This is a genomic window from Schaalia odontolytica (genome assembly GCF_024584435.1).
In the GTDB taxonomy this organism is placed as follows: Bacteria; Actinomycetota; Actinomycetes; order Actinomycetales; family Actinomycetaceae; genus Pauljensenia.
In genome coordinates, this window is sequence record NZ_CP102197.1 from 92,242 (window position 1) to 106,691 (window position 14,450).

The 14,450-nt window shown below is 65.4% G+C and carries 15 protein-coding genes and 1 tRNA gene; 15 read left to right on the top strand and 1 reads right to left on the bottom strand.

Going from position 1 to position 14,450, the window contains the following annotated elements; translation table 11 throughout:
* Positions 1-187: 187 nt before the first annotated feature.
* The 13 genes from NQK35_RS00435 (at position 188) to NQK35_RS00495 (ending at position 12,481) form a co-directional block, all read left to right on the top strand.
* Positions 188-1,339: a resuscitation-promoting factor gene (locus NQK35_RS00435; protein WP_257114201.1), complete on the top strand. Its 1,152-nt coding sequence runs from the start codon at positions 188-190 to the stop codon at positions 1,337-1,339.
* Positions 1,340-1,435: 96 nt separating this feature from the next.
* Positions 1,436-2,866, top strand: coding sequence for a ubiquitin-like domain-containing protein (locus tag NQK35_RS00440; protein WP_257114202.1), 1,431 nt, complete (start codon positions 1,436-1,438; stop codon positions 2,864-2,866).
* Positions 2,867-3,303: 437 nt separating this feature from the next.
* Positions 3,304-4,293, top strand: coding sequence for a 16S rRNA (adenine(1518)-N(6)/adenine(1519)-N(6))-dimethyltransferase RsmA (rsmA, locus tag NQK35_RS00445; protein WP_257114204.1), 990 nt, complete (start codon positions 3,304-3,306; stop codon positions 4,291-4,293).
* Between the two features lie 35 nt (positions 4,294-4,328).
* Positions 4,329-5,315, top strand: coding sequence for a 4-(cytidine 5'-diphospho)-2-C-methyl-D-erythritol kinase (locus NQK35_RS00450; protein ID WP_257114205.1), 987 nt, complete (start codon positions 4,329-4,331; stop codon positions 5,313-5,315).
* A complete protein-coding gene (locus tag NQK35_RS00455) occupies positions 5,315-7,249 on the top strand; it encodes an ABC-F family ATP-binding cassette domain-containing protein (RefSeq protein ID WP_257114206.1) in 1,935 nt (644 codons plus the stop codon). The genes NQK35_RS00450 and NQK35_RS00455 overlap by 1 nt, the downstream gene beginning before the upstream one ends.
* Before the next feature lie 91 nt (positions 7,250-7,340).
* Entirely contained in the window at positions 7,341-7,664 is a 324-nt protein-coding gene (locus tag NQK35_RS00460) for a hypothetical protein (protein ID WP_257114207.1), read from the top strand.
* Complete coding sequence (locus NQK35_RS00465; protein WP_048742627.1) at positions 7,661-7,960, top strand: hypothetical protein; 300 nt, start codon at positions 7,661-7,663, stop codon at positions 7,958-7,960. The genes NQK35_RS00460 and NQK35_RS00465 overlap by 4 nt, the downstream gene beginning before the upstream one ends.
* 9 nt (positions 7,961-7,969) lie before the next feature.
* Complete coding sequence (locus NQK35_RS00470) at positions 7,970-8,311, top strand: lactate dehydrogenase (RefSeq protein ID WP_257114208.1); 342 nt, start codon at positions 7,970-7,972, stop codon at positions 8,309-8,311.
* A gap of 1 nt (position 8,312) precedes the next feature.
* A complete protein-coding gene (locus NQK35_RS00475) occupies positions 8,313-10,103 on the top strand; it encodes a TNT domain-containing protein (protein ID WP_257114209.1) in 1,791 nt (596 codons plus the stop codon).
* Positions 10,104-10,169: 66 nt separating this feature from the next.
* Positions 10,170-10,622, top strand: coding sequence for a TNT domain-containing protein (locus tag NQK35_RS00480; RefSeq protein ID WP_257114210.1), 453 nt, complete (start codon positions 10,170-10,172; stop codon positions 10,620-10,622).
* Positions 10,622-11,140, top strand: a complete 519-nt coding sequence (locus tag NQK35_RS00485) for a hypothetical protein (RefSeq protein ID WP_048771763.1) — start codon at positions 10,622-10,624, stop codon at positions 11,138-11,140. Before NQK35_RS00480 ends, NQK35_RS00485 begins: the two co-directional genes overlap by 1 nt.
* A gap of 67 nt (positions 11,141-11,207) precedes the next feature.
* The gene (locus tag NQK35_RS00490; protein WP_202812367.1) at positions 11,208-11,795 is read left to right on the top strand and encodes a hypothetical protein; all 588 of its coding nucleotides are present in this window, start codon (positions 11,208-11,210) and stop codon (positions 11,793-11,795) included.
* Positions 11,796-12,205: 410 nt separating this feature from the next.
* Positions 12,206-12,481, top strand: a complete 276-nt coding sequence (locus tag NQK35_RS00495) for a DUF1540 domain-containing protein (protein WP_009212299.1) — start codon at positions 12,206-12,208, stop codon at positions 12,479-12,481.
* A gap of 56 nt (positions 12,482-12,537) precedes the next feature.
* On the opposite strand, the gene NQK35_RS00500 is transcribed toward NQK35_RS00495, so the two are convergent.
* On the bottom strand, positions 12,538-13,167 hold the full coding sequence (locus tag NQK35_RS00500) for a TetR/AcrR family transcriptional regulator (protein ID WP_009212298.1): 630 nt from the start codon (positions 13,165-13,167) through the stop codon (positions 12,538-12,540).
* 114 nt (positions 13,168-13,281) lie between these two features.
* On the opposite strand from NQK35_RS00500, the gene NQK35_RS00505 reads away from it, so the two are divergent.
* Together NQK35_RS00505 and NQK35_RS00510 are read left to right on the top strand one after the other, a co-directional pair.
* A tRNA-Gln gene (locus NQK35_RS00505) sits at positions 13,282-13,352 on the top strand.
* A gap of 39 nt (positions 13,353-13,391) precedes the next feature.
* Positions 13,392-14,441: a bifunctional UDP-N-acetylglucosamine diphosphorylase/glucosamine-1-phosphate N-acetyltransferase GlmU gene (locus tag NQK35_RS00510; RefSeq protein ID WP_257114214.1), complete on the top strand. Its 1,050-nt coding sequence runs from the start codon at positions 13,392-13,394 to the stop codon at positions 14,439-14,441.
* Positions 14,442-14,450 lie beyond the last annotated feature (9 nt).

Sequence of the window (14,450 nt, forward strand, 5' to 3'; positions counted from 1 at the left end):
GAGGGGCGCGCGGGGGTTCGTCAAGGCGGCGGGCGAACGCGTGAGTTGCGTCAAAGTGGTCGCGAAAGGGTAACAAATTGGTTACGGTGGAGGAGTCAGTCTAAGTCGGAGGACCCATCGCCCCCTCGCTTTCGAAGCGCCGGTGCGACGCGGCCAACGACTCGGAACCTACAAGGTCTGGAGACCCGTGAGCCTGAAGCCCTCCCGCACAGTCGTCATCTCCGTCGCCTCCGCGACTGCCCTCCTCGTGGCCGGCACAGCTGCCGCCGCCGTCGGCACCTCCTACCGGCACGTCACCCTGGAAGTGGATGGCGTCAGCCGCGACGTGTCCGGTTTCTTTTCCACCGCGGGCGACGCGCTGAGCACCGCGGGCGTCAGCGTTGGCGACCACGACCTCGTCGCCCCGGCCGCCGACCAGCGCGTCGCCAGCGGCGACACGGTTGTCGTTCGTTCCGCCACCGCCTACGACGTGACCGTTGACGGCGCCCAGACGACCGCGTGGTCCACCGCCTCCTCGATTTCGGGCGTCCTGACCGCCCTGCCCGCATCCTCTTCGTCGATGGCCGCCGACCGCTCCTACACGCGATCCGAGATGCCGATCGGTGAGGGCGGGGAGAACATTCACGTCGTCGCCGACGGTCACACGACCGACGTTGTCGCCTCCGCCTCCGAGGGGGCGAGCGCGATCCTGGCCAAGGCGGGCGTGAGCGCCGGCCCCATCGACCGGGTGACCCTGGAGAACGTCGGCGGCGACACCACGCTGCGGGTTGCTCGCGTCGTTCGCGGCACCGTAACGACCACGACCGAGATCCCCTACGAGACCGAGGAACGTGAGGACGCCGAGGCCGAGGAGGGGACCGAGAAGACCGTGCAGGAAGGCGCGGCGGGCAGCGAGGTCACCCAGGCCTATCAGGAGACTATCGACGGCAACGTGACCGTGTCCGCGGTGCTCTCCACCTCCCGCACCGAGCCCACGACCCGCGTCGTGTCCAAGGGGACCAAGGCGAAGAAGGCGGAAGAACCCTCCGGCTCATCCTCCGACTCCTCCTCGTCGTCTTCCTCCTCCTCTTCTTCTTCCGGCTCTGCGGCCATCTCCGGTGACGACGCCTCCATCTGGGCGGCCATCGCCCAGTGCGAGTCCGGCGGTAATCCGTCGATCAACACCGGCAACGGCTACTACGGCATGTACCAATTCTCCCTTCCCACGTGGCGCAGCGTCGGCGGCACCGGCCTGCCCTCCGAGGCCTCGGCCGAGGAACAGACCATGCGTGCGCGCATGCTTCAGCAGCGCGCGGGGTGGGGCCAGTGGGGCTGCGCCTACAAGCTCGGCCTCGTTTGACGTGACATTACCCGCGGGAGCGCCATTGTTCTGGCGTGCCCGCGGGCTGTCGCGCTAAGCTGACCAGCAACACCAATAGCGAGTAACTGGAGTATCGTGAGCCACCACCTGAGCACCTCGCTGAGTGCCTCCGCCGCCAGCGCCCTGCACGTTCTCGGAGCCCACCTGCGTTCCTTCGCGCCCTCCCCCCGCATCGTTCTCAGCGTCGCGGCCCTGGCCTCGGCCGGGGTGGTCGGCGTCGCAGGCGTCGGCGTTGCCGCCTCCTACACCTCCGTCATGCTTGAGGTGGACGGCGTTTCCCGTCCGGTGACCTCGTGGGGAAACACCGTGGGAGATGCGCTGGAGGTTGCGGGCGTGAGTATCGGCAGCAACGACCTGGTGCAGCCCGGTGAGGGAGAGGCCGTACGCGACGGCGACACGATCATTGTGCGAACCTCGAAGGCGTACGCGGTGACCGTCGACGGTACGTCGCGCACCCTGTGGACGACGGCCTCCTCGGCCGACGCGATCCTTGCCGACGCAGCGCCCCTGGGGTCGGCCGTGACGCTCGCAGCGGACCGCTCCTCCTCGCGCGATGAATTGACCCCCCTCGTTTCTCGCGCTCGCAACGTCGTTGTGGCGGTGGATGGCACCAGCCGCGAGGTGGCTGCGCGGCCCGGCCAGGATGCGCGAGCGATCCTCGAGGCAGCGGGGGTGTCGGTGCATCCTCTCGATCGCGTGAACGTGTCGAACGGTCCCGCCGGGGAGCTGACGATCACCGTCAGCCGTGTCACCCGCGGGCAGGCGACCGAGACCGTCGAGATTCCGTTCAACGAGACCACCGTGACCAGCGGCGACATGTTCGTCGGCGAGTCTCAGGTGACGACGCCGGGCGTCAACGGTGTCACGACCTGGACGGTGTGGCAGGAAAAGGACGGCGACGAGGTGCGCACCTCCGTGCCGATCACCGAGCACTCCACCTCCCAGCCCGTGACGCAGGTGCGCACCGAGGGAACGAAGGAAGCCACCCCGGCGGCCCTCGTTGCGGCGGGCATCGACCCGAAGGCCACCCTCGAGGAGGCCACCGAAGCCAATGGAACGACCTCGGTGCGCTACCGCGCGAAGCTGGGGACGATCTCCTCCAAGGCCGAAATCGCTGCGATCGCGGCGGAATCGAACGGAGCCGAGGCCTCGGCTGCGGCCGCCGCTGCCGCGGCCGCCGGAGCGGTTCCGATGACCTACTCGGGCGAGGATCCGCGTGCGCTGGCCAAGCCTCTCGTTGAGGCGCAGGGGTGGGGGACCAGCGAGTATCAGTGCCTGATTCAGCTGTGGAACCGGGAGTCCCAGTGGAATCCCCACGCCGAGAATGCGTCCTCGGGAGCCTACGGCATTCCGCAGGCCCTGCCCGGCTCGAAGATGGCCTCGGCGGGCGCCGACTGGCGCACCAATCCCGTCACCCAGATCAACTGGGGTATCGGCTACATTAAGGGACGCTACGGCACGCCCTGCTCCGCCTGGGCGCACTCGAATGCGGTCGGCTGGTACTGAGCTTGAGAGCTGAGGAGGGCCGGGCCTGACAGCGGAGGTTGTCGGGCCCGGTCTTTCTGTTGCCTGATTCAGGTACGCGGATAGGTTATGAGCACGCGGGTCAGTGATGGGTACGCGGATAGGTTGTGAACATGCGGATAGGTTATGAGCACGCGGATAGGACAGTAAGCTATCCGCAAGCCGATAACCTATCCGCGTAGCGATAACCTATCCGTATCCGCGTCGCATAGCGGTGGTTGCCGTGTCGCAACGTGTGGGTCAGGGTTCTCTATGCTGTCGGCAGTCTCGAATCGGCAGCCTCGAACGAGTTGACCAACTGACCGCGATCAGGGAGCTGATACGCCGCCGCGCCGTGAGGCCGGTCGCCCCCCGAGGGGCCGAGCCTCACAGGGGGCCTCGCCCCGGGCTCGCCGGTGCCGTGCACTAGACTGGCCAGCGTGACCCAATCCCCTTCCTCCCAGCGCGCCCGCGCCGCACGCCGCCGCACCGATCCGACCCTGCCCGAGGGGGCCGTTCCCTCCGAGACGGGACTGCTCGGGCCCCTCGAAGTGCGGGCCATCTCCGAGGCCCTGGGCATCCGCCCCACCAAGGTCCTGGGGCAGAACTTCGTCCACGACGCCGGGACGGTCCGCAAGATCGTCGCGGCAGGAGACGTGCGCGCCGGGGACGAGGTCGTTGAGGTCGGGCCGGGCCTGGGCTCCCTCACCCTGGCGCTCCTGGAGGTTGGGGCGCGCGTGCGCGCCGTCGAGATCGACCCGCCCCTCGCCTCGGCGCTACCCGAGACCATCCGATCGCGCATGGGCGAGGCGAGCGGACGCTTCCACGTCGTCACCATGGATGCCACCGAGATTACCGGCAACGAGGACTTTGGCGTCGATTGGCCGCCGCCCACCAAGCTGGTCGCAAACCTGCCCTACAACGTGGCCGTGCCCGTGCTCCTCAACATGCTCGACGCTTTCCCCACCATCGAAGCCGTCGTCGTCATGGTGCAGGCCGAGGTTGCCGACCGCCTGGCCGCGAACCCGGGATCGCGCACCTACGGCGTCCCCTCCGTGAAGGCATCCTGGTACGGCGAGGTTCAGCGGGCGGGCACGATCGGACGCACGGTCTTTTGGCCCGTTCCCGGGGTGGATAGCGCCCTCGTGCGCCTGACGCGGCTGCCCTCACCTCGCGGGGACGAGGCGCTGCGACGCGCGACGTTCGAGGTCACCGACATCGCCTTCGGGCAACGCCGCAAGACCCTGCGCGCCGCCCTGAAGAACTGGGCGGGCGGACCCGAAGCCTCCGAGGCGCTGCTGTGCGATGCCGGAATCGACCCGACCCGCAGGGGAGAGACGCTCTCCATCGATGAGTTTGTCGCCCTGGGCCGCGCCGTCCTTGAGGCGCGAGAAGGCGGAGCCCTCCCGCCCTCGCAGGCTGCCCGCTGACGGGCGAACCGCTGCGGCGAAACGAAAGGATAGCCATGCGTGAAGTGCGTGCCAGCGCTCCAGGAAAGGTCAACCTGACACTGCGAGTCGGCCCGCCCACCCCCGACGGCTACCACCCGCTCGTCACCGTGTTCGAAGCGCTGTCCCTGCGCGAGACCGTTACCGTGCGCACGTCGAAGACTCCCGGCGTGCGCGTGGAGACCATCGCCTACCTGCCCGACGGGCGCGTCGACGAGGCGACGACCGCCGCGATGGCCGACCTGGACCCGGGATCCCACCTGGCCGTGCGCGCCGCCCGCATCCTTCAGCGGCTCGCCGCCGCCGGACCGTGGGCGTCCACCGCCGCGGGAGTGAGCATCCGCGTCGACAAGCGGGTCCCCGTCGCCGGAGGAATGGCGGGCGGCTCGGCAGACGCCGCCGCCGCCCTGGTCGCCTGCAACCAGCTGTGGGACCTGGGCCTCGGCGCCGACCAGCTCCAGGCGATCGGCCGCTCCCTGGGAGCAGACGTGCCCGCCTGCCTCGTCGGCGGAATAGCCCTGGGGACGGGACGCGGAGACCGCATGAGGGTCCTCGCCGACGGCGAGGGCGAGGCGGAAGACACGAGCGCGCATCACTGGGTGATGCTCCTGGCCCACGAGGGCCTGTCCACGCCCGAGGTATTCCGCGAGTTCGACCGGGTAGACGCCGCCCGGGCCCCCGGCCTCGCCGAACCGACGCCCGAGGAGACGCGCGCTCTGCGATCCGGACCCGAGGAGCTTGGCCCACGCCTCGTCAACGACCTGCAGGCCCCCGCCCTGCGGCTGCGTCCCGAGCTGGCGCGCACGATGGAGGCGGCGCGTCGGGCAGGGGCGCTGGCGGTCACCCTGTCCGGTTCCGGACCCACCGTCGCGGCCCTCGCGCGCGACGCCGAGCATGCCCACGACCTCGCCCGCGCGCTCGAGGCCGAGGACACCGTTGCCCGCGCGATGTGCGCCTCCGGCCCCGCACGCGGCGCCGTGGTCGAAGAGACGGAGGTCAACTAATGGCACACCTGCTGGGAACACAAGGCGTCGCAGCACTCGCCGGGTCGCGCAGGCTCCTCGACGGCGTGACCGTTGGCCTGGATGACGGCTCGCGCGTCGGCATCCTCGGCCCCAACGGGGCGGGCAAGTCCACGCTCCTGCGCATCGTCGCCGGAACCCAGGAACCCGACGGGGGAGTGGTGACGCGGCGCGACGGGGTGCGGGTCGCGCTCCTCACGCAGGCCGACACGCTCAATCCCGAGGACACGGTCGTTGCGGCCGTCCACCCGGGCCTGGAAGAGTACGAGTGGGCCTCGGACGCGCGCGTGCGCGACATTCACGCCGGATTGCTCGCCGACATTGACCCCGAGGCGCTCGTCGGAACGCTGTCGGGCGGGTCGCGGCGGCGCGTCGCCCTGGCCAGGGTCCTGGCCACCACAGCGGACATCGTGTGCCTGGATGAACCCACGAACCACCTGGACGTCGAGGGCGTGGCCTGGCTGGCCGCCCACCTGAACGGGCGCTTTGCCCGGCCGGGTGCGAGCGGTGCGCTGCTGTGCGTCACCCACGACCGCTGGTTCCTGGATGCCGTGTGCGAACACATCTGGGAGGTCGTGCCCGGCGTAGACCCGGGCGGTGACCGCCCGCAGATCCCCGGCCGCGTCGAAATATACGACGGCTCCTACGCCGCCTACACCCTTGCCCGCGCTGAGCGCCTGCGCCAGGCGGACGTGGCGGCCGCCAAGCGCGCCAACCTGCTGACGAAGGAACTGGCGTGGCTGCGGCGCGGTGCCCCCGCCCGCACCTCGAAGCCGAAGTTCCACATCGCCGCGGCCGAGGCACTCATCGCCGACGTGCCGCCGCCACGTGACACCGTTGAGCTGGTGCGGATGGCGACCGCGCGCCTGGGCAAGGACGTCATCGACCTGGAGGATGTCTCCGTTTCCTTTCCGCGCCCCGACGGGACGCGCCTGAGCATCCTCGAGGGGGTCACGTGGCGACTGGCGCCCGCCGAGCGCGTCGGCATCGTCGGCGTGAACGGTGCCGGTAAGACGACGATTCTCAACCTGTTGCGCGGTGACCTTACCCCCACCTCGGGACGCGTCAAACGCGGCAAGACCGTGCAGGTTGCCACGCTCTCCCAGGACACGCACGAGCTCGACGCCCTGGCCGACATGCGCGTCGTCGAGGCCGTCGCCGACGTCGCCCAGACCGTCGTCGTGGACGGCAAGGAGGTCAGCGCCTCCCAGATGACCGAGCGCATGGGCTTCACGCGGACCCGCGCGTACACGCGCATCAGCGAGATCTCCGGAGGCGAGAGGCGACGCCTCCAGCTCATGCGACTGCTCATGAGTCAGCCGAACGTGCTGCTCCTGGACGAGCCCACGAACGACCTCGACACGGACACGCTGGCCTCCATGGAGGATCTGCTCGACACGTTCCCGGGGACCCTGGTCGTCGTCTCGCACGACCGCTACCTCCTCGAGCGTGTCACCGACCACCAGGTGGCGCTCCTCGGCGACGGTCAGGTCCGTGCCCTGCCCGGCGGCGTCGAACAGTACCTTCAGATGCGCGCCTCCGGAGACTTTGGGGCGTTTGGTACGTCCACTCGCGCCGACGAGGCCGACCCTTCTTCCCGCTCGGCCGCGTCCTCCTCGGGTGCCTCCTCGGGCGAGGAGAGCGCGGGGCGGGGGAGCGCACGCGGCGCCGTGAGTGACGCGGCGGCCAGGCGCGCGGCGAAGAAGGAACTGGCCCGCATCGAGCGCAAGCTGGAGCGCCTGCGCGGTGAGGCTGCGGCCCTGGAGGAGCGGCTGGAAGCCCTGTCGATCAGGGCCGCCTCGGATGCCTCGGTCGTCTCGGAGCTGACGAAGGCCTCGGCCGCCCATCAGGACGTTTTGGCCGAGATGGGCGAGCTGGAGGACGACTGGCTCGAGGCTGCCGATTTGCTCGAGTGAACCTTGTTGTGATTTACTACGATGTTCAGCTGAACAAGTAGTTGAGCGAGTGGTGTTAGCCGCTCTCTATCCGGTGAAGGTGGGGCGTGTTGTGAGCGGACCAGGATTTGGACTTGTCATTGGGGCGCAAACGAAGGCGGCGGGCTACGTCGCGGACTGTGACAGCGCCATCGTCGACATTGCTCGGAACCTCGAATCGGATGTCGTTGGGGAATCCTCGCGGGTCAACGGCCCCTATCTCTCGATCCTGAGCGAGACGCTGGAAGCGTGGGGCGAGGGTGCGCGTGCACACAGGCTGGACTTGGGACGCTACGCGCAGGCCCTGATCGCGGTGGATGAGGCCCTCCTGGCGGCTGAAGAGGATGCCGCCGGCGCCATGAGCGGCATCGTCTCGGCCTTTGGGAGTGGGCAATGAGCGGGCAGAACCTGGTCTTTCACGAAACAGCAGTGAACTACATGATGGATGACATAGCCCGCGCTGCCTCGAAGCTACGCGAGAGCGGTGCGCAGATGTCGGAGTTCGTGGAACACGAGCTCGGGGAGTGGACGGATACCTCCGAGGCCAGGCAGGCACAGAAGGCCTGTGCACAGCGCTTGGATACCCGGGTGGAAGAGCTATCGGGTGCGTTGGACGCATTGAAGCAGGCGTTCGAGGATATCCGCCAGGCGGGCATCAAGGCGGAAACCCTGGCTTTTGCGGCGGTGGACTAGGGGGCGACCATGGGAAACCACGATTTTGAGGTCGATATCGAGGCCTTGGTAACCGCCGCGTCGCAGCTGGCTGACCTGCAGGAGCGGAACAGGACGTACGACGTTGCGGATTACACGCCGAATGGTGCGATGGTCCGTGATCCGACGGTTGTCGGGGCGTTAGATCGATTTAACACCGCCTGGGATCAGGGGCTCAATGGGATGCTTCGAGATGTCGCCGAGGCCGCGGGACGCCTGGGGAAGGTGGCGGGGATCTACGGGGATTACATGAGTGCGTGCGAGGACGCAATGCGGCGCGCGCGTGATGCGGCGAGGTCCGTGTCAACAGAGCAGACGGTGACGGGGGCTTAACGTGGGCGTGTTGCATACGGGAGCACCCGACTTTGAGATCATGGGGGACGCGGTGGCCATTCGGGGGCGCGTCGCGGTGATGCGTGATCGTGCCTCGGACTGCGAGAGGATCGCGTGGTCTCTTCAGGAGATTTCAGCCCCGGGGTGGGTGGGGCGTGCGGCGGATCGCTTTCACGAGCACTTCAAGATGCAGCCCGACAAGTGGTGGTGTGCGTCGGCGACGTTTGGACGTGCCGCCGATGCATGGGAGGCATATGCGACCGCGCTGGAAGAGGCGCAAGCGCGCGCCGCCGCTGCCAAGGCCTCGTACGAGGCGGGGGTTGCCTCAGTGGAGGCGGCACTCGCGGAGCAGCGGTGGGCCTCGGAGCACCCTCAACACGACGCGCTAGGGTTCCCTGTGTGGGACTTCTCGTATCATCCGGAGCGTGATACCCGGCCGGGTGAAGCGGCAAAAGAGCAGGCTATCGCGGATTTCAACGCGGCGGTGGGCGACACCGATGCCGCGGGAGAGGCCCTGGCGCAGACCCTCTACGAGCTTTCCGAGCGCTCACCGGACCCCTCCTGGGCTCCCGTTCATTTCGCGCGGCGAGCGGTTGCGGGCATCTTCGATGGCGTGTGGGGCCTGCTGACGATGACCTACGGGGTGGCGGCTGAAGCGCTGTGGGACTATGGGCGCTACATGCTCGGATGGATGTCGTGGGAAGAACTCGTGGCTAAGAGGACGGTGCTTCCCGGGCGTGACATGTTGGCGCTGCGCGACGCGATTCTTGCGGACCCGAAGGGGTTTGCGCGGAAGATGGTGGAAGGGCTGCTCAATGTGGACGGGTGGGCCGACGATCCCGGGGCTGCCCTGGGGGAGCTGGTACCGGGCGCGGTGCTCGCCGCGCTGAGCGTGGCTCCGGGTGCGGGTGCTCGTGCCGCCCGGCTGACGGCCGTGATCGAGTCTCTGCCTATCGTTGGCGAAGGCATGATGCTGCGTGACATGGGAGTCAATCTCGGCACGCTGGCGCTGAAAGGTGCCACACATATGGATCTCGGTGCGGGAGGAATGACTGGGCGCTTGTCTTCGCATCTCGATGACTATCTGCGCACGCACGGCATGGAAGATCTCGCTGATCACTGGAAGGCTAAGCGGGCATTCCATTTGCGCTCACTTCCGGATAATGCAGAAGACCTGGCGTCAAGGGTGCCGTTGACGAATCATCAGACAGGTGGGCAAGCGCCGCCAACAGAGGGCCTTGTGGATGGATATAAGGGAGCGGACTTAGCGAAACAGCGTGAGTTGATCCTCGGTCAAAGACCGGATGGTACTTCGTATACCTATAAGGAGTGGCAGGATCAGCATGGTCATTGGGGAACTGATCCGCACACGTGGTTGCAAAAATGGAAGGTTGATTGGCCCCCCAACGACGGCTATGCTGGTGATCCAACGATCTATTCGTCAGTTGAGGATTACGTTCGTGATTTTGGTGGAGATGTTGACCGTATCGGGCATCCGGCGGGTAACTATTTAGGAGCTATTGAAGGTGGGACGCCTGCTTCTTTCGAAGAACGATCTCTGCAACCCTCTTCTGTTAACGACTACTACTATCAGTACGAGTTCACCGGCGAGCAATTGCCGGAAGGGTGGACAATCAAGTCTGGAAAGGTCGCTGGTTGGGGACAGCAGCCAGGTGGGGCGACACAGTTGCAAGTGTTGGGTGAAAACGGTAAACCTGTAAGCGTTCAAGACCTTCTTGACAAAGGGGTACTCAGGGGAAAGAAGCAGCCTGTTGGTCTTCCCCCGATTTAGTCAGTGTAGTGTTGATGATGTGTTCATTGTGTTAGTTAGTTTGTGATTTTGGTAAGGAGATGAAACATGGAGATTGATGAAATACCTGACGTTCATTCGCCGGACTTCCCTAACTCAGGGGTCTTGAAATGGGTGTCGGATGGGCCGACAGTGCTTGCTCGAATGGAGAGAAGTACTGTTCAGACCTATACGAGCTATCTCGCATACATGAAGACTTTTGGGTCGTGTGTGGATCGGCTCGGACTGCCGTATGGGAAGTATCTATGGCAACTACCCGAAGATGGGCGCCCTTTTTCATTGGAGGAGCGATCCCTTGATATTTTTGCGATGAATGATCCCTACTATCAGTATCGGATTGTGGAGTTGCCGACCGGTTTCTCTATTCGAACAGGAATTAATGTCCCGCAATTCTCGATGCCTGGGGGAGCGCGGCAGGTGCAATTCATGCTTGGTGATTATCCGCTTACTGTGAATGAATGTCTACAGCTTGGAATTCTCGAAGCGAAAGGAAATAACTGATGTCTGTTACAGAAGATCTTATTGATTTCGCTCGTGAAAGTGGGGCGATCCCATCCGTCTATAATGGTGGTGGTGTAGCACTTACGTGGGATGCTGGGCGTAGCTGGCAGCATATTTGGGATACGAAGAATTCGCGTCGCCCTCAAGCGTTCTATGGTGAGAGCGAGTATTTAGAACCGCGTGTCCCGACCATGATTAGCGACTATGGTGAGATCATGTTGAAATGGGCGATCATGCGCATCGGCGAAAAAGCGCGATGGCGCCGCCGGTGGCCGCGCATCGATGTTCCTGTGGGGCTTGAAAGCGTATCGCCCCAGTGGGGCTTCGAACAGCTGACCCCTATCACTGGTCGGCTCACCCTGGACGGAGCATATATCCCGATGGAGATGCGCACAATCTTCCCGGTGCATCCGGAACTCAATCAACTGACCCATGTGATGCAAATCGATTTCGATGAACTCCTCGCTGGATATATGGATCCATCAGGGGGCCCGTTTCTACGTGAGTGGCTTTCCTGACGTCGTCGGTGTCGAGACGGGTCGCAGACGAGAAGATCTGTAGTTTTTACCCCAGAGGAGGAAGACAGTGCTGAATGCATTGGGACAGTTCTTTAAGAGAGGTGCATCCGGGGAAGAGAAAGACCCGATGGCCTTCCTGGACGAGTATGCGGCGGTCATGAACCAGCACACTCGGGTTAAGGTGCGTAACGGTTTTAGATGGGGGCGTGCGGGCCTTTCGATTGACGATGCGTTTAGTGAGAGTGCGGTGTTGTGGTTGGAGGACGGGCAATACTGCTTCGACGAGGAAGAACGCGGGAAGATAAGAAGAGGTGGCTTTTTTAGTTCGCCCTCGGTTGAGTTGACGCAGAAGGTAATGGTCAACTACACGGTGTCGATCTTGCGTCATAGTTTGGGCCTCCCAGTGCTGGGTGTTCCGACCAAAGCTGACGAACTCCCGTCCGGTTGGGTGCTTCAAGAAACTCCCGCGTGGAGTTACGTTGCTCTTGATGGGCCTGATGGTGAGCACTTGGACTTTGAGGCCTCGGGGGCGCGTTACTGCGTGTCCCTTGCCTGGCTCTACGATGTGACTCCCTCCGAGCTGCTCAATGCGTACATGATTCCCGACGGCGGGCCTCTGCTTCGTCAGTGGTTGGGGTATCCCTACCTGAGATGAAGGTGAATGCCCCGGTGCGGTGCCGCTGATAGAGTGCTGAGTCCGGTCGGCGACGTGAGTGCTTCTTAAGTGCCGACTCTGACCCATAATCGCCCGCGCTGCCCCTCGGCGGCGCGGGCAAAGCCTTGTGTGTGGGCCGATCAGGGTAGGTTTGCCGCAGTCACGCAGCGCAGGCTCACCTACCCGAATTACGCAAAAGACACGCCCCATTTTGTTGCGTAATTTGTGATGAAGCGGGTGCGAAAATAGTCTCCACAAGTCCGACTGAGAGCCTTGAAATTGCAACGAAAAGTCGCGGCGTTTGGACCGTGTTGCGAAAAGGCGTATCACTGGAGTCAACAGCGCGGCCACCCGGTCGCGACCGACCCAGTGAAAGGCCCCAACGGGGCCACGTTGTAAAGGAAACTCCAATGGCAGACATGCCCCGCATCCTCGATTGCTCCGTCACCTCCTGCTCCTACAACAAGGACAAGAACTGCGGAGCCGCCGCCATCACCGTCGGCTACTCCACCTCCTGCACGACCTTCATCCCCCTGACCGTCAAGGGTGGCCTGGAGCGCGCCAAGCCCTTCGTTGGCGCCTGCCAGAAGGCCGACTGCGTCCACAACTCGGCCCTTGAGTGCACCGCCGCCGCCATCTCGGTCGGCGCGGGCACGGCTGACTGCCTCTCCTTCGAGGCGCGCTGACATTTGTCGCGCAGAGTGAGGCCGCGGCGGGTATACCCGCCGCGGCCTCACTCGCATCACCCCGCGCAGGAACGAACACGCAGCGTCGGATTCGGCCGCAGGCCGCGCTGGCCGTTCCAAATGAGGTTGACGACGTGGGCGGCCACCTCGTCCTTCTTCATGCGCCGATCGTCGAGCCACCACTGACCGACCTGCGCGATCAGGCCCACCAGCATCTGGGCGTACAGGGGGGACCAGGTCGTATCGAAGTCCGAGCGCTTGAACTGCTCGGCGATGATGTGCTCGACCCGCGTCGCCACGTCGCCCATGATCGACGAAAAAGACCCGGCCGCGCGATCCGACGGCGCATCGCGCACAAGCACACGAAAACCGTCCGTGTTTCGCTCGATGTAGTCCAACAACCCCAGGGTCGCGTTCTCCAGAATGAGGCGAGGCCTCTTTGAGGACTCCAGGGACGACTGCAACGAGGAGATGAGAGCCTGCACCTCGCGGTCGACGATGACGGCGTACAGGCCTTCCTTTCCCCCGAAGTGTTCGTAGACGACCGGCTTGGAGACCTTCGCGCGGGAGGCGATCTCCTCGACGCTGGTCGCCCCGAAGCCCTTTTCCGCGAACAGGGAACGCCCGACGCTCACCAGCTGCTCGCGGCGAGCGAAGCCGCTCATCCGTGTCCTCTTCTCAGCCATGACCCCAGTATCACACGGCATCAGGCCGCGACGAGACCCATGAGGGCTCTTTGCCGCGCGCGTTGCCCGTTTGAAAGGCGAAGCGCGGTGCGGGTATTATCACGGTGGACGCATTCCGCCTTGGTGTAACGGCAGCACAGAGGTTTTTGGTGCCTTTAGTCTAGGTTCGAATCCTAGGGGCGGAGCGACCGGTCCCGTCGGGACCGTTAACCCCGAGGAGGAACATGTCTCGCCCCGCCGCCGTCATCGTCCTGGCCGCCGGTCAGGGAACGCGCATGAAATCGGCCCTCCCGAAGGTCGTACACCCGCTGGCGGGCCTGTCCATGATCGGGCACGCGCTGCGAGCCGCCCAAGGGCTCGACCCGCACAACCTCGTGGCCGTCGTGCGCCACCAGCGAGACGTGGTCGCCGCCGAGATTCAGCGCGTCGCCCCGCACGCAATCATCGCCGATCAGGACGAGATCCCCGGCACGGGCCGCGCCGTCCAGTGCGGGCTGGAGGCCCTCGACGCCGCGGTCGCCCCCGTCACGGGCACGGTCGTCGTCACCTACGGGGATGTCCCGCTCCTGTCTACTGCAACCCTGGCCGACCTGGTCGCCACCCACGAGGGTGCCGGACACGCGGTCACCGTCCTGACCTCCCGTGTCGAGGACCCCACGGGCTACGGGCGCATCATCCGCGACGCGACCGGCACCGTCACCGGGATCGTCGAGCAGCGCGACGCGACCGACGAGCAGGCGCGCATCAACGAAATCAACGCGGGCATCTACGCCTTCGACGCTGCCTTCCTGCGCTCGGCGCTGGCCTCGGTGGGAACCAACAACGACCAGGGCGAGGTGTACCTGACCGACGTCCTGGCGGCCGCCGCGCCCGCTGGCCGTAGCGCCGGCGCCCTGGAACTCACCGACCACTGGCAGAGCGCGGGCGCCAACGACCGCGTCCAGCTGGCCGAGCTCGGCGCCGAACTCAACCGCCGGATCTGCGAGGAACACATGCGCGCCGGAGTGACCATCGTCGACCCCGCATCCACGTGGATCGACGTCGACGTGCGCCTCGGCTCGGACACCACGATCTACCCGGGCACGTGCCTGCGGGGGGCAACCGTCGTTGGGGATTACTGTGAAATCGGTCCCAGCGCGACGCTGATTGATGCGGAAATCGGGGATCGCTGCGTGGTCCCCGCCGCGTGGGTCGGTCAGGGCTGCGTCGCAGCCGATACGATGGTGAGGCCATACACGACCATCGGCACACTGATGACGGCGCACGGCGCCTGATCCAACGCA